This is a genomic window from Pseudanabaena sp. FACHB-2040 (assembly GCF_014696715.1).
Classification (GTDB): Bacteria; Cyanobacteriota; Cyanobacteriia; order Phormidesmidales; family Phormidesmidaceae; genus JACVSF01.
Genome location: NZ_JACJQO010000022.1, coordinates 538920 through 553617, shown reverse-complemented (window position 1 = coordinate 553617; position 14698 = coordinate 538920). Strand labels below are relative to the sequence as shown.

The following is a 14698-nucleotide window of genomic DNA, read 5'->3' as shown; positions in this document are numbered from 1 at the left end:
GGCAGGGCTACCGATCAAGATTTCACAAGCACTTTGCATTCCTCAGCTAGGACGCCCAATCAGCGCCAAATCTGCTAGAAACTGACGAATGCGGCGGTCATACTCAAGACCAGCAACCTCAAAAACATTGTTGTGATCGGCTCCGGGAATGCTCCACAGCCATTTGGGAGAGGGTGTTGCTTCATAGAGCTGCTGGCTCATTTCCGGCGGCACCGTCAGATCAGCGAGCCCATGAATAAATAGAACCGGCAGCCGCAGCCGGGAAACCTTTTGGAGGGAGTCAAAGCGCTGGTTGAGCAGCGCTTTGACCGGTGCCCAAGCCCCATACCCCTGATGTAGGGCCATCGCCTCCATTGAGGTAAACGTATTTTCTACAATCAGCCCGGCAGCCTGGGGGGTATTCACAGCTAGGTCGATGGCCACGGCTCCGCCAATGGAATGGCCAAAAATTAGGATCTGTTCGGGGGCAATGCCCCGGTCCTTGATCAGGTAGTGCCAGCCTGTCAAAGCATCTTCATAGATCCGGGTCTCGCTGGGGAAAGGGCCAGTGCTGAGGCCGTAGCCCCGGTAATCTACCAGCAGCACTGACAACCCCAGCGCCTGAAAGCGGCTAGCCAAACTCAAGTGATCCCCGATGTTGCCAGCATTGCCATGCAGGTAAAGCAGGGTGAGGCTATTGGCAGGGGCGGTGGCGGGCAGCCACCAGCTATGCAGCTGATCGGGGCCGCTGCCCACCGGAATCCAGACTTCCTGATAATCCAGCCCTAGGGCTGCCGGGGTGACGGTTAGCAGGCGATTGGGCACAAAGATCAGCTTGCGCTGGCCCAGCCACAGCAAGCTGCAGAATAGGAGGTATGCGATCGCACCCGCCCCCACTATCCACAGCCCGCCCTTTACCAGCCCCGACACAACGTTCAAAGCGCTCTACTCCAAATCGGGAGTCCGCTTGTGCCATCCGGTCGCCTGTTCGTAGGCATAGCCCACTTCAAACAGCAGATCCTCTCGCAGCACATTGGCAATCAGCTGCAGACCAATCGGCATTCCCTGCTCGTCAAACCCACAGGGTAGGCTCATTCCCGGCAGACCAGCCAGGTTGACCGGAATGGTCATCAGGTCAGACAGATACATACTGATGGGATCGTCTACCTTATCGCCAGCCTTGAATGCAGTTGTGGGCGAGGTGGGGCACACCAGCACATCAACCTGGTTAAAGGCTCGCTCAAAGTCCTGCTTGATCAGCGTTCGCACTTTTTGTGCCTTGAGGTAGTAGGCATCGTAGTAGCCAGCCGAGAGGGCGTAGGTGCCAATCATAATCCGGCGCTTGACTTCTTCTCCAAAGCCTTCGGCTCGCGTCTTGGTATACATCGACATCAGGCTGCTGTCGTCTTTGCGAATGCCGTATTTAACCCCATCGTAGCGAGCCAGGTTAGAAGACGCCTCAGAGGGCGCAATGATGTAGTAGGTGGGCAGCCCGTAGCGAAACTGAGGACAGGAGATTACCTGAATTTCGGCCCCCAAATCTTGCAGCTGCTGAATCGCTTTTTCGACCGCTGCTTCTACCACCGGGTCGAGGCCGTCGCCAAAGGTTTCTTTGATCACGCCGATGCGCCGCTTGTTGCGCCGATCTAGGCTGGGCAACAGCACCTTGGAGTAGTCAGGGATCTCGACATTGAGACTGGTAGAGTCGCGGGGGTCATAGCCTGCGATCGCCTGTAGCAAGATCGCCGCATCTTCCACCGTTGGGGCCAGTGGGCCAACCTGATCGAGGGAAGAAGCGTAGGCTACCAGACCATAGCGAGACACTAAGCCGTAAGTCGGCTTTAACCCGACCACGCCACAAAAAGAAGCGGGCTGGCGAATTGAACCGCCCGTATCAGACCCCAATGCCACCACGCACTCTCGGGCCGCCACTGCTGCCGCTGAGCCGCCTGAAGACCCCCCTGGTACGCGCTCCAGGTCCCAGGGATTGGCCGTGACCTGATAGGCCGAGTTTTCGGTAGAGCTGCCCATGGCAAACTCATCTAAATTAGTTTTGCCTAGGGGAATAGCCCCAGCTGCGGCCAACCGCTCGGTCACAGTGGACTCGTAGGGAGGCACAAAGTTTTCTAGCACTTTAGACCCACAGGTAGTCCGAATTCCCTGGGTGCACATATTATCTTTAATGGCAATGGGAATTCCGGTTAGCAGGCCAATGCTCTCTCCTGCAGCAATGCGCTGGTCAACCGCCCCTGCCTGCTCCAGGGCCTGGTCTGCGGTCACCGTTAGATAGCTCTTGAGCCTTGGCTCTAAGGCTGCAATACGGTCTAAGTAGGATTGGGTAATTTCAACAGCCGTCCGCTCTTTGCTGACGAGCTGTTGATGCAGTTCGCGGATCGATGACATGGAATTCCTCGACGACTGTTCGGCAGTTCAGCACCAGCCTACCAGTATAGAAAGGATGGGTACCGAAATGAGGAGACGCTTCGTATTCAACCCGACACTCTTGCGCAGGGCGGTAGTATTAGTGTTTAACTTTGGTTAACGAACTCGATTTCTTTGGTGTTTGTGTGGTGGGGCGAAAGAGATGCGCTGGATAAAATATCCTTTAGCAGTTGCGGGAGCGACCCTTGGGATGACCCTAGGCCTGACGGCCATTCATCCCATGCTGGCAATGGCTCCCAAGCTAACAGACTCTCATCCGCTGCTGCAAGAGCTAAACGAGGCCGCTTCCCTCGACAGCCTCTACCAGCTGCGAGATCGCATTCAAACCGACCTCAGCTCGCTACCCAAAACCACTAGCCAAGACACCAAACGCCTCGACCCGTATTACACCCTGGCCCAGCTAACCCAGCGTGTCACCCAGCGCATCCAGGGTGAAAAGCAAGCAGAAACAGTCTATCGCCGTGCCCTAGAACTGGCTAATCAAGCCATGACCACTCGCCAGAGTGGTGATGATTCCCTACAGGCGCTGCAGCAAGAAGAGTTTCTTTGGCAGGCCGCCATCGATCAGCTAGCAACCATTCCCGAGGACTCAATCCAGGCTGAGCAAGCCGAAGAAAAAATCGCCCAATACCGCCGCATTGTCGAACCCGTTGCCAAAAAGGTTGATAGAGCCCTCTCTGAATTTTTAGAGGAGATTGCCGAAGACACCGGGCAGTCATCCGCTATTCGCATCTCTCTTTGCCATGAGTTGGGCGAGTGTCGTGACTACCAGGGCGACGTTCCCCCAGAAAGTCCAGCTAGCCTGATCAAGCTGCCCGTGGCGGTAGCGCTGATGCAGATGGTGGCTGATGAGGGCATCGATTTGGATGAGGAAGTCTATATCGATCCCCACAACTTTACTGAGAATGCAGACGGAGCCAAGATCTTCATCGATCATGAATACCCGCTCAGAGAAGTCATGGCCCGGATGATCAATGAAAGTAACAACATCGCTACCAACCAGCTGGTGGACTACATCGGCTGGGACGCCCTCAACACCATCCTGACAGAACGCGGATTCCCCAACACCACCGTCAGCACCAAGCTCGTGGGTGAAAGCATCTATCCCACTGAAAACATGGGGTCTGCTCCCAACACCACGACCACTAATGAGCTGACCGAGATGATGCGCCAGATCTACACCTTCCAGCACCCCGGCGATGAGGAGATCCTCGATGCCTTGGTCGGTCAGTCCGACTGGGACTTTGGCTACACCGCACTGAAGCGCCTAGACCGCAAACGAGTTACCTGGATTGGCGAGAAAACCGGCCAGAACTCCAAAGTCATTGGCAGTACCCTCGGTGTAAAAGTAGACGACGAGCGCTACCTGCTAACGGTCACCATCGACAACAGCGCCAACCAGATCCTGCTGCGAGAGGTGATTCAAGAGGTGGTGCAGCATATTTTGGATAACGGGCATTTGGTGACGTCGGGGCGGTAGGGAGTCGGTGGATGAGTGGGTGGGTGGATGAGTAGATGAGTGGACGGGTGGACGAGTAACACTTATCTTCAATCAAGCCTCTACCCTCCCTATCCCTTTACCCATCCACTCCCTACTCCTCCCCCCCTTTCGTCTCTCCTGCTAAAGCGAATGCGATCGCATCGACCACCCGCGCCACAGGAATAATTTCCATGCCTGGGAAATTAGCGATCTGGCCTTTGGGTACGATGGCTCGCTTAAAGCCGAGCTTGGCTGCTTCTTTGAGCCGCAGTTCTAGCTGAGAAATGGGGCGCACCTGGCCGCCTAAACCGACTTCACCAATCAGCACCATTTCGGGATCGACAATGCGATCGCGAAAGCTGGCTGCTACTGCGATCGCCATACCCAAATCGGCGGCGGGTTCTGCCACGTTCAGCCCGCCTGAGGAAGCCACGTAGGCATCGAGCTTTGACAGGGGAATGCCGACTCGCTTTTCCAGCACTGCCAGAATTTGCAGCAGCCGATTAAACTCAATGCCGGTGGCTGAGCGGCGGGGTGAGCTGTAGCTGGTGGGACTGACTAGAGACTGCAGTTCTACGACCAGGGGCCGGGTGCCTTCGCAGGCAACGATAGTAGCGATCCCCGGTACGCGCTCATCGCGGTTTCCCAAAAACAGCTCCGAGGGGTTGCGGATTTCCTCTAGCCCTCGATCGACCATTTCAAACACGCCCAGTTCGTGGGTCGCGCCAAAGCGATTTTTCACCGAGCGCAGCAGCCGGTGACTGGCAAATCGGTCGCCCTCGAAATACAGCACCGTATCTACTAGGTGCTCGAGTACTTTGGGGCCTGCGATCGCACCTTCTTTAGTAACGTGCCCCACGATAAACATCGCGATATTGGAGCGCTTGGCCAGCTGCATTAGCCCCGACGTGCACTCGCGTACCTGAGCCACCGAGCCAGGAGCCGAGGTCAAAGCTCCGTAGTAGAGAGCCTGAATGCTGTCGATAACTGCAATCGTAGGCTGCAGCGCCTCTAGCTCCATCAAAATAGTTTCGAGATCGATTTCTGGCAGCAGGTAGAGCTGAGCCGCTAGAGCCGAGGGCTTTGCGCCTGAGTCTGCTTCTAGCAAGTCTTCTAGCGAGGCCAGGTCGGCCCCACTGCCCTCTGCTTCGGCCACCAGGGTTGCCGTTGCTGGGGCTTCAGCCTTGGTAGATTTAGTACTTCGTGCGGGGCGCGATGGCTGCTCAGATAGCCGCTGCCAGCGCAGCTTCACCTGCTGGCCCGACTCTTCAGCACAGACATAGAGCACTCGGGTCTTACGACCCATCTGGCTGGCTACCTGAAGCAGCAGCGTCGATTTGCCAATACCCGGATCGCCTCCCACCAACACCAGTGATCCAGGCACAATGCCGCCGCCCAGTACCCGATCTAGTTCTTGATACCCTGAGGGCAGCCGGGCCTGGGGATGATCCTCAATCTGGTTCAGGGTCATCGCCAGCCGGGGCTTGCCGCCAGTTGCTCCAGCCGGAGCTGACTTTTTACCTGAGGTGCGGCCGGGCAGCCGAGCAGAACTGGCTGGTGGTGCGGCGACTGCCTGCTCTACCAGCGAGTTCCAGCTGCCACAAACCGCGCATTTACCAAAGTACTGGGGCGATTCAGCGCCACATTCATTACAGACATAAATAGAGCGTGTCTTGGGCATAGGGCCAAACGAGCAGAAGCTTAGAAAAGGTGAGCCAAACGTTAAATCAGTAATCTCAGGGTAGCCATTTCTTAACCTTGTTGATATGGCCGCTACAGTGGGGAAAACTGTCTTTAACGATGAAGATCGGATCAAACAGGCAGCAGGAATCTCAATTTGTTGCTTTAGATTAAGAAAGCAGAGGTTTCATAAATTCAGATGCAATTCTTAAAAAACCCTGAAAAGGACGTCTGTTCGAGATCCCCGCTGGTTCAATCGGAGATGCAATGACGTACCATTTAATATCTAGCTCTCAAAAGTTAATCATTTAAGGCTGAGTTTATTGATTAAGTATGGCGTTGATAGGGAGCTTTGCGGCACTTGGAAAGTAACAAAGAAAAGATCCTGGTCGTTGATGATGAAGCCAGTATCCGCAGGATTTTAGAGACCCGTCTCTCCATGATTGGATACGACGTGGTTACTGCTGCAGATGGTGAAGAGGCGATTGAAACCTTTCGGACGACCCATCCGGATCTGGTGGTTCTAGATGTCATGATGCCTAAGCTCGATGGCTATGGCGTCTGCCAAGAGCTGCGCAAAGAGTCAGACATCCCCATCATCATGCTGACGGCCTTGGGTGACGTGGCCGATCGGATCACAGGACTAGAGCTAGGGGCCGACGACTATGTCGTCAAGCCATTCTCGCCTAAAGAGCTAGAGGCGCGCATTCGCTCCGTCTTGCGGCGGGTTGAAAAGACTGGTACTTCGGGCATTCCGAGTTCCGGCGTGATCACCGTCAACACAATTCGGATCGATACCAACAAGCGACAGGTCTACAAGGGAGACGAGCGTATTCGACTGACCGGCATGGAGTTTAGCCTACTGGAGTTACTGGTAAGCCGCTCTGGTGAACCGTTCTCCCGCTCCGAAATTTTGCAGGAAGTTTGGGGTTATACACCTGAGCGCCATGTCGATACGCGAGTGGTGGATGTCCATATTTCTCGGCTGCGAGCCAAGCTAGAGGATGATCCCAGCAATCCTGAGCTAATTTTGACGGCTCGGGGCACCGGATACCTGTTCCAGCGAATCGTGGAACCGGGTGAAGAGTAGTCTGCTAGAATTTTTTAAGGTTTTTACAGATTTTGTCGATGGGATCAACTCGGGCGCGAATCGCGGTTGATGCGATGGGTGGGGATTTTGCACCCGCTGAAATCGTCGCAGGTGCCATCAGGGCAAGGGCGGAATTAGGGGTCGACATTCTCTTGGTTGGCGATCCAGAGCAGATCAGAGCGTCTACTCCGCAGCTAGGGAATCTAGACGGCATCGAAATCGTGCCTTCGGAAGGCACGGTGGAAATGCACGAAGAACCGCTAGGTGCCCTTCGCCGCAAGCCTCAGGCATCGATCAATGTATCTATGGATCTGGTTAAGCAGAAGCGGGCTGATGCCGTTGTCTCTGCGGGGCATTCGGGGGCAGCGATGGCAGCGGCCTTGCTGCGGCTGGGCCGCCTCAAAGGAATTGACCGTCCGGCTATTGGGGCTGTGTTTCCCACGGTCATAGCGGGCAAATCGGTGCTAATTCTAGATGTTGGGGCTAACGTAGACTGCCGGCCCAAGTTTCTAGAACAGTTTGCCGTGATGGGGACAATCTACTCCCGCTACGTTTTGGGGGTCGAAAGCCCCCAGGTAGGGCTGCTCAATATTGGTGAAGAACCCAGCAAAGGCAACGACCTGGCAGTTCGAGCACATCAGCTGCTGGCAGACAATCCCTTTGTGCCCTTTCGGGGCAATGCTGAGGGCAGAGACGTGCTCACCGGAGACTTTGATGTCGTGGTCTGCGACGGATTTGCCGGCAACGTGCTGCTGAAGTTTGCTGAGGCCGTGGGCGAAGCCATTCTGCAAATTTTGCGAGAAGAGCTGCCGCAGGGTATTCGCGGTAAGGTGGGGGCCTCAATTTTGAAGCCCAATCTGCGCCGTATTAAACAGCGGGTTGACCACGCGGAGCATGGCGGTGCCCTGCTGCTCGGAGTCGCTGGGATTGCCGTCATCAGCCACGGCAGCTCCCATGCGCCCTCTGTCTTTAACGCTATCCGGCTGGCTAAAGAGGCCGTTGACAATCAGGTGCTGGAGCGCATCAAGACCCAGTACCAGAAAGTGGCTATGCCAGCAGTGGATGGAGAGTAAATGCTAAATCAGCCCAAGACGGGAGTCTCAGTTGTGGGCAGCGGTTCGGCGCGCCTGTCATCTCGACTAGCCAACGATGACCTGAGTCGATTGGTTGAGACTGATGATGAGTGGATTGCCAGCCGTACCGGCATTCGTAGCCGCAATCTGGCGGGGGCTGAAGAGTCTTTGAGATCGCTAGCCGCCGAAGCGGGTCGAAATGCGATCGCAATGGCAGGTCTAGCTCCCACCGATATCCAGCTGATCATTTTGGCGACCTCCACGCCAGACGATCTGTTTGGCACGGCTTCTCAAGTCCAGGCAGAACTGGGAGCTGTCCATGCGGCTGCCTTTGATCTGACTGCGGCCTGCTCGGGCTTTGTCTTTGCGCTGGTCACGGCCTCTCAGTTTATTCGCACCGGAACCTATCAAAACATTCTGGTGATTGGTGCAGATATTCTTTCCCGTTGGGTGGATTGGAGCGATCGGCGCACCTGCGTTTTGTTTGGCGATGGGGCGGGGGCGGTGGTGCTGCAGAGTTGCGATCGCGATCGGCTGCTGGGCTTTGAGCTGTGCAGCGACGGCTCTATGAATAGCTGCCTGAATTTGTCCTATGCGCCCGAACCCCAATCCCTGATAGATGAGGTCACGGTGCAGCAGGGCACGTTCCAGCCCATCACGATGAACGGCCGAGAAGTTTACAAGTTTGCCGTCAGCCGCGTCCCTGAGGTCATTGAAAAAGCGCTCTTTCGGGCCAGTCTAACGGCTGAAAATATTGACTGGCTGCTGCTCCACCAGGCTAACCAGCGCATTCTAGATGCCGTAGCCAATCGGCTCAAGGTTCCTTCAGAACGGGTCATTAGCAATATGGCCCAACACGGCAATACCTCAGCCGCCTCTATTCCTTTGGCTCTCGATGAAACCGTCAGGGCGGGCAAAATTCAGCCCGGAGATATCATTGCCACCTCGGGCTTCGGAGCCGGCTTAACCTGGGGTGCCGCCATTTTTGAATGGGGCAACGCGGATTAATCCTGCCTCAATTGAGCTAGCGATGGCTTTTGGTAGGGGCGCAGAGGTCTGCGCCCTTTGTAGCGTTTAAGCCCGAGACAGAGGAATAGAGGCTGGCCCTACGGCCTTGTGAGAATTTGCAGAGACTCTGATGGCACTGCCTTGCCCCGACTTCTCCGCTTTATGAGAAAGTGGACTATTGGGATGCTTTGATGCGCTAGATCAAAACTTAGGACTGGCCCGAGTTATTGACCTTCCCAAGCATGAAGGTCTGCGCCCAATTTTCGAGAGTCCTCTCCATAGGGGAAATCTCAGCACACCATTCGTTCAGGCTAGGGGGAGTTTGATATGACAAAGACAGCATGGGTATTTCCTGGGCAAGGGTCGCAAGCTATTGGCATGGGCGTAGATTTGCTGGAATTGCCAGGGGCAAGGGCTAAATTTGAAGCGGCAAGTACCCTGCTGGGCTGGTCAGTCCTCGACACCATCCAAAGCCCGGAAGACAAGGTTTCCAACACGCTCTACACCCAACCCTGTCTGTATGTGGTGGAGAGCCTGCTGGTAGATGTGCTCAAAGAGCGAGGTTATCAGCCTGATCGGGTGGCCGGGCACAGCTTGGGGGAATACGTGGCGCTCTATGCCGCTGGCGTTTACGACTTTGAGACGGGGTTGGGGCTGGTCAAGCGCCGGGCCGAGCTGATGTCTCAAGCCTCGGACGGGATGATGGCTGCTCTAATTGGCTTTGACCGGGAGGAGTTGATGGCCAAGCTAGAGGACACGCCCGATGTGGTGTTGGCTAACGACAACAATGCAGGGCAGGTTGTGATTTCAGGCACGCCTGCAGCGGTGGACGCTGTGCTGGCTGGGGTCAAGGCCAAGCGGGGAGTTAAGCTCAACGTCAGCGGGGCCTTTCACTCGCCCCTAATGGCAGAAGCTGCCACGGAGTTTCAGGCTGTTTTAGCGCCGGTTGCGTTTCAGCAGGCCCAAGTGCCGGTGCTCTCTAACGTTGATCCCAGCCCCAGCGTCGAACCCCAGGTGCTCAAGGATCGGCTGGCTCAGCAGATGACGGGATCGGTGCGCTGGCGCGAGATCTCTTTGCAGCTGCCGCAGGAAGGTATTGAGCGGGTGGTCGAGGTCGGCCCCGGCAACGTGCTGACTGGGCTGATCAAGCGTACCTGTAAGGATCTAGAGCTAGTGAATGTGGGCACGCTGGCCCAACTGGAAGCGGTAGCTGGGTAGGCAAGTTTTATGGCTCGATCGCGTGAACCGCTGAGCAGCCTGCTGCTTTACCACCTGTTTAAATGGTCGGTGGTTAGCCCTATGCTGCACGTCTATTTCCGTAGCCGCACTTATGGGGCTAACCACGTTCCTCAGCAGGGCAATCTGGTGGTGGTGGCTAACCATGCCAGCGACTTTGACCCGCCGATCTTATCTAGCTGCGTGCGCCGTCCGGTGTCTTACATGGCTAAGGAGGAGCTATTTCGGGTGCCGGTTTTGAGCCCGGCGATTCGGCTTTATGGGGCCTATCCGGTCAAGCGGGGCAGTGCCGACCGCAGCGCCCTGCGGGAAGCGATGAAGCAGCTCGACCAAGGCTGGGCCGTTGGCATTTTCCTCCAGGGTACGCGCACGCCCGATGGCCGCATTCCGGATCCTAAGTTGGGTGCGGCTTTGATTGCTGCTAAGACCCAGGCTCCCCTGCTGCCCGTCAGCATTTGGGGGACTCATTTAATTTTCAAAGAGTCGAAATGGCCTCGCCCAATCCCGTTGACAATTCGCATTGGTCAGCCGATTGCACCTCCGCCTTCGACCGATCGCGCTGGGCTAGAGTCGGTAACAGCCCACTGCACTGATGTCATTCACCAGATGCATGATTTAGGCCGTTAGACAGTAGTTTTGGCAGCACCAGAAGGCCGACAATTCTCACTAAAATGCCGAGAACTGAGGCTGCTGGCGGCTGAGTCGGGTTGGCCTGTCTGTTACTGTGAATGATTTGGGGTTGTTTTTGACATCTGTTTATGACACAAGATCTACGCTCGGAGCTAGCAGAAATGATGGGGCCTGCGGAATGGCGTTGGCTCAGCCCCCACGCCAATAAGGGGTCGGTGGTCGTGGTAAACCCCGCCCTGGACTTAGTGGAGGTGGGATATGCGATCGCAACCGACGATGTCTCTACCGTTGACCGCTGGATTGCCGAAGCCCTGCTTACTAAGCCCTCCCCCGACCAGCTCAACGACTGGAACCAGGCTCAGAGTAAACAGTTCAGTTCGCTGATTGTGCAGCCCTTTGTGCTGGTGCAGGTGCTTGATGCCTGATGGGGAAGATGCGGGAATGGGAAGACGCGTCCCCACGTCTTCTATCCGATGAGGTGTCTCGATAAGGGAAAATGGGATGGAAAACCGAAGAAATTAATCCATGAGCCGCATCGCCTCGTCTCAATCTGCTCAAGACCACTCCGGCCGGCTGCACTTTAGGCAGTCTCCTCGCTTGTGGCTGCGCGCCTTCTGGCGGTTTTCCCGCCCCCACACGATTATCGGCACCAGTCTGAGTGTTTTGGGCCTGTTTGGCATTGTCTGGGCAGGGGCGGCGCTTCCCTTCAACGGCTCTACTCTACCGACGCTGCTGCTCACCTGGCTGGCCTGCCTAGCAGGCAACGTTTACATTGTCGGTCTGAACCAGATCGAAGATGTAGAGATTGACCGGATCAACAAGCCTCGCTTACCGCTGGCTGCTGGCGAATTTTCTCTGCGAGACGGGCGCTGGATTGTCGGCACCATGGGATTTTTGGCGGTGCTGCTGGCGGTGCTGGGGGGGCCGTGGCTGCTGCTGCTGGTCGGCGCTAGCCTGCTCATTGGCACCGCCTACTCCCTACCGCCGATTCGCCTAAAGCGGTTTCCCTTTTGGGCCTCGTTCTGCATTCTGGCAGTGCGGGGAGCGATTGTGAACCTGGGCCTGTTCCTACACTTGAGCGATCGCTTTGGCCAAACCCTGCTGATTCCACCCAAGATCTGGGCACTGACCGGTTTTGTGCTGGTGTTTAGTATTGCGATCGCAATCTTCAAAGACATTCCCGATATCGAAGGCGATCGGCACTACAACATCCAAACCTTCACCGTACAGCTCGGGCAGCGTCCCGTTTTCAACCTGGCTCGGGGCGTGCTCACCCTCTGCTACGGCAGCGTGATTTTGGCCGCCCCTTGGCTACCCGACGTCAACCGGCCCTTCCTCGCCCTTAGCCACCTGATCGTGCTCGCCACCTTCTGGCTCCTCAGCTTTCGAGTAGCTGGCTTTGAAACAGCAAATTCCACCCGCTGGAGCAAGCCATCTCAACCCATGTCCTACCCCGACTTCTACCAGTTCATCTGGAAAATGTTCTTCCTAGAATATCTTCTCTTTCCCCTAGCCACCTGGCTCGCCTAACCTCTTCACAGTTCCTACCTTGGGCGCATACCCATGCGCCCCTCCCAGAACCAACTCCCACTCTCCTCTATCTTCCCTACCTTCTCGCCTCTCCACCTCTACCCGTTCCCTGCTCCTCCCTCCCCCTCCCTATGTACGACTGCATTATCATCGGCGCAGGCCCCGCCGGAGCCACTGCCGCCTATCACCTGGCCAAACGAGGCCGCTCCGTCCTGCTTCTAGAAAAAGCCACCCTACCTCGCTACAAGCCCTGCGGCGGTGGCGTTTCTCCCCAAGTAGCCCAGTGGTTTGACTTTGACTTTGCCCCGGCGATCTCGGCCCGGGTCACTGCCGTTCGCTATACCTGGAACATTGGGGATCCGGTTGTTTCAGAAATTGAGACCGGCGAGCCGATCTGGATGGTGCGGCGCGACGAATTTGACTATTTTTTAGTGCAGCAAGCCCAAGGTCAGGGAGCCGAACTCAGACACAGTACGCGGGCAACAGGCATCACTTTCCAGCAAGATAGTTGGCAGGTGCAGACCGATCAGGGTGCTTTTACAGGCCGGTATCTAATTGCGGCAGATGGGGCACGTGGGCCATTGGCCAAGTGGTTGGGCTTTGGGCAGCGGCAGTATACGCCCGGAGGTGCCTTAGAAATTGAGCCGCGACTGCCGGTAGAAAACGGGCATATCGCCCATTTCGAATTTGGCCTAATCAAAAATGGCTATGTCTGGAACTTTCCTAAGGCCGACGGCTACTCCATTGGCAGCGGCATTTTCCGCCCCGGCAAGCGCAAGTCCCAGGATCTGCAGCCCTCCCTGCAGGACTATGCCCAGGCTTTTGGGGTCGAGGCCAAGGCGGTGAAAGCCCACGGTCATCCTCTCTGCTTGTGGAGCGGGCTGCAGCGGCTTCATACCCAAAATGCATTGCTGGCGGGAGAGGCGGCCTGTGTGGTGGATCCTTTTACGGCTGAGGGCATTCGGCCTTCAATTTTGAGTGGTTTAAGGGCGGCAGAGGCCACCCATGCCGCCTTAGCAGGGGATCTGAACGCGCTAGAGCGCTACACCCAGGTTATGCATACTGAGTGGGGCGCAGATATGGTTTGGGCGCAGCGACTGGCTAGCCTGTTTTATCGCTTCCCAGCCCTGGGCTACCAGATCGGCGTCAAACATCCGACTGGGGTGGATCGCATGGTCAAAATTCTCTCGGGTGAGATGCGCTATGCCGATGTCGTTAACCGAGTGATCCAAAAAATGGGGCGGGGTCTGGTGCCGCACTAAAGCCTGCTCAAAGAGCTTCCCTAAAACAGAGGAGGCACTATCAGACCCTTGATCGGCTGCTGGGCTTCCTCTTCCGTCAAGCCCTTACTCTGGATAAGCACGCCAAAGTTTCCCAGCCCCATCGGGTTAATCAGCTGGTGCAGCACCTCTCGTCGCTGGATGGCGAAGTGCAGCGTTTTCGGATCGCTTTCTTGAATATCAGACAGGGCGTTTAACCGCTCACCCAGGCCCAGCGCCATCAAAAATAGAGCCTGTTGCGTGTAGCCAACGGTCATCAAGCCTGCCTTTTCTCCCTGCCGCTCTAGAGCTGTAAAGTCAACATGGGCTGTAATGTCTTGATTGCCAATATTGCTGTAGGGGTCGTTGTGATGGGCGTGGCGGTAATAGCACTGGAGGGTGCCTTGCGATCGCGACTCTCCATAGTACCGGCTAGCTGAGTAGCCGTAGTCAATGGTCAGCACAAAGCCTCGCTGCAGCCGAGCCGCAACTGATTTCATCCAGCTGAGTGCTGCTAAGTTCACCTCAGTGCGGTAGCCGACGGGGTATCGCTGCAGCGACAAATCAATGCCAACTAGCTCAAAATAGGCGGCCAGGCGTAGGTCTGACAGCTCTGCAACCGTTTCCATCAGCCCGTCCTCAGAGCCTCCCATGAGCGTAACGTACACCTCGTACAAACCTGCCTCTGTCAGCATGACCTGATGCACCGGCAGCGCATCGACCAGTTCATTCGAGAAAAAACAGCCCACAACCGTATTGGCCGGAATTGCCTCCAGCGCAGTCCACTGTATCTTGTCTGCCCAGCGAGCTAGTCGCTGCTGCTGGACTGCCTGCAGCACCGCTGACTTTTCCACAATCCAGTACTGCAAGGCGGCAAAGCAGACTGGATGTCGTTTTTCTAAGAAATTCAAAACGTCTCCAGCTACCAGCCCCTGCCCGGCTCCCATCTCCACTACCGTAAACGGCTCTGGGTAGCCCAGAATCTGCCACAGATCTACAAACTGCGCTGCCAAAAGTTCGCTAAAGTCATGGCTTAAATGGGGCGAGGTGACGAAATCTCCCTGGGGCCCAATCGCCGCTTCTTTAGACGCATAGTAGCCCTGCTGCGGATGGTACAGCGCCAGATCCATAAACTCAGCAAAGGAAATCCGCCGCTGAGGTGCCTGCTTAATTCGGTCCACAATCAACCGACACAGCTCAGCATTATGGGACATATTCATGCAAAACCCAACTCAGAGTGAAGTGTGCTAACAAATACGAAGAAGCAAAGAGTTGCCTGAATTGTCAGGCG

13 protein-coding genes are annotated in these 14698 nt (G+C 56.0%); 9 read left to right on the top strand and 4 right to left on the bottom strand.

Annotated features, from left to right (window positions below):
- Nucleotides 1-42: 42 nt before the first annotated feature.
- Together H6G13_RS25435 and gatA are read right to left on the bottom strand one after the other, a co-directional pair.
- The gene (locus tag H6G13_RS25435; RefSeq protein WP_190488351.1) at nt 43-909 is read right to left on the bottom strand and encodes an alpha/beta fold hydrolase; all 867 of its coding nucleotides are present in this window, start codon (nt 907-909) and stop codon (nt 43-45) included.
- 15 nt (nt 910-924) lie between these two features.
- Entirely contained in the window at nt 925-2382 is a 1458-nt protein-coding gene (gene gatA / locus H6G13_RS25430) for an Asp-tRNA(Asn)/Glu-tRNA(Gln) amidotransferase subunit GatA (RefSeq protein ID WP_190488136.1), read from the bottom strand.
- 229 nt (nt 2383-2611) lie between these two features.
- Here gatA and H6G13_RS25425 point away from each other — a divergent pair, with 229 nt between their 5' ends.
- The gene (locus H6G13_RS25425) at nt 2612-3901 is read left to right on the top strand and encodes a serine hydrolase (protein ID WP_190488134.1); all 1290 of its coding nucleotides are present in this window, start codon (nt 2612-2614) and stop codon (nt 3899-3901) included.
- Nucleotides 3902-4013: 112 nt separating this feature from the next.
- Here the strand turns inward: H6G13_RS25425 and radA are convergent, their stop codons facing one another.
- Nucleotides 4014-5582: a DNA repair protein RadA gene (radA, locus tag H6G13_RS25420; protein WP_190488132.1), complete on the bottom strand. Its 1569-nt coding sequence runs from the start codon at nt 5580-5582 to the stop codon at nt 4014-4016.
- A gap of 360 nt (nt 5583-5942) precedes the next feature.
- On the opposite strand from radA, the gene rpaB reads away from it, so the two are divergent.
- The 8 genes from rpaB to H6G13_RS25380 all read left to right on the top strand — a co-directional run bounded on the left by rpaB (nt 5943) and on the right by H6G13_RS25380 (nt 13410).
- Nucleotides 5943-6671, top strand: a complete 729-nt coding sequence (rpaB, locus tag H6G13_RS25415; protein WP_190488130.1) for a response regulator transcription factor RpaB — start codon at nt 5943-5945, stop codon at nt 6669-6671.
- A 38-nt stretch (nt 6672-6709) separates the two neighbouring features.
- Nucleotides 6710-7744 (top strand): phosphate acyltransferase PlsX, encoded by a 1035-nt coding sequence (gene plsX, locus H6G13_RS25410; RefSeq protein WP_190488128.1) that lies wholly within the window; start codon nt 6710-6712, stop codon nt 7742-7744.
- Nucleotides 7745-8752 (top strand): beta-ketoacyl-ACP synthase III, encoded by a 1008-nt coding sequence (locus tag H6G13_RS25405; protein ID WP_190488126.1) that lies wholly within the window; start codon nt 7745-7747, stop codon nt 8750-8752.
- A gap of 327 nt (nt 8753-9079) precedes the next feature.
- Nucleotides 9080-9970 (top strand): ACP S-malonyltransferase, encoded by an 891-nt coding sequence (gene fabD / locus H6G13_RS25400; protein WP_190488124.1) that lies wholly within the window; start codon nt 9080-9082, stop codon nt 9968-9970.
- 9 nt (nt 9971-9979) lie between these two features.
- Nucleotides 9980-10615: a lysophospholipid acyltransferase family protein gene (locus H6G13_RS25395; RefSeq protein ID WP_190488122.1), complete on the top strand. Its 636-nt coding sequence runs from the start codon at nt 9980-9982 to the stop codon at nt 10613-10615.
- 131 nt (nt 10616-10746) lie between these two features.
- On the top strand, nt 10747-11043 hold the full coding sequence (locus H6G13_RS25390; protein WP_190488120.1) for a DUF2288 domain-containing protein: 297 nt from the start codon (nt 10747-10749) through the stop codon (nt 11041-11043).
- Nucleotides 11044-11143: 100 nt separating this feature from the next.
- Nucleotides 11144-12148: a homogentisate phytyltransferase gene (locus tag H6G13_RS25385; RefSeq protein WP_190488118.1), complete on the top strand. Its 1005-nt coding sequence runs from the start codon at nt 11144-11146 to the stop codon at nt 12146-12148.
- Nucleotides 12149-12279: 131 nt separating this feature from the next.
- Entirely contained in the window at nt 12280-13410 is a 1131-nt protein-coding gene (locus H6G13_RS25380; protein WP_190488116.1) for a geranylgeranyl reductase family protein, read from the top strand.
- Between the two features lie 20 nt (nt 13411-13430).
- Here the strand turns inward: H6G13_RS25380 and H6G13_RS25375 are convergent, their stop codons facing one another.
- Nucleotides 13431-14627, bottom strand: a complete 1197-nt coding sequence (locus H6G13_RS25375; protein ID WP_242028513.1) for a class I SAM-dependent methyltransferase — start codon at nt 14625-14627, stop codon at nt 13431-13433.
- Nucleotides 14628-14698: the final 71 nt, after the last annotated feature.

Coding starts and splice junctions, on each gene's coding strand:
- gatA (WP_190488136.1), bottom strand. CDS start 2,382: ATGTCATCGATCCGCGAACTGCATCAACAGCTCGTCAGCAAAGAGCGG.
- H6G13_RS25425 (WP_190488134.1), top strand. CDS start 2,612: ATGACCCTAGGCCTGACGGCCATTCATCCCATGCTGGCAATGGCTCCC.
- radA (WP_190488132.1), bottom strand. CDS start 5,582: ATGCCCAAGACACGCTCTATTTATGTCTGTAATGAATGTGGCGCTGAA.
- plsX (WP_190488128.1), top strand. CDS start 6,710: ATGGGATCAACTCGGGCGCGAATCGCGGTTGATGCGATGGGTGGGGAT.
- H6G13_RS25405 (WP_190488126.1), top strand. CDS start 7,745: ATGCTAAATCAGCCCAAGACGGGAGTCTCAGTTGTGGGCAGCGGTTCG.
- fabD (WP_190488124.1), top strand. CDS start 9,080: ATGACAAAGACAGCATGGGTATTTCCTGGGCAAGGGTCGCAAGCTATT.
- H6G13_RS25395 (WP_190488122.1), top strand. CDS start 9,980: ATGGCTCGATCGCGTGAACCGCTGAGCAGCCTGCTGCTTTACCACCTG.
- H6G13_RS25390 (WP_190488120.1), top strand. CDS start 10,747: ATGACACAAGATCTACGCTCGGAGCTAGCAGAAATGATGGGGCCTGCG.
- H6G13_RS25385 (WP_190488118.1), top strand. CDS start 11,144: ATGAGCCGCATCGCCTCGTCTCAATCTGCTCAAGACCACTCCGGCCGG.
- H6G13_RS25380 (WP_190488116.1), top strand. CDS start 12,280: ATGTACGACTGCATTATCATCGGCGCAGGCCCCGCCGGAGCCACTGCC.
- H6G13_RS25375 (WP_242028513.1), bottom strand. CDS start 14,627: ATGAATATGTCCCATAATGCTGAGCTGTGTCGGTTGATTGTGGACCGA.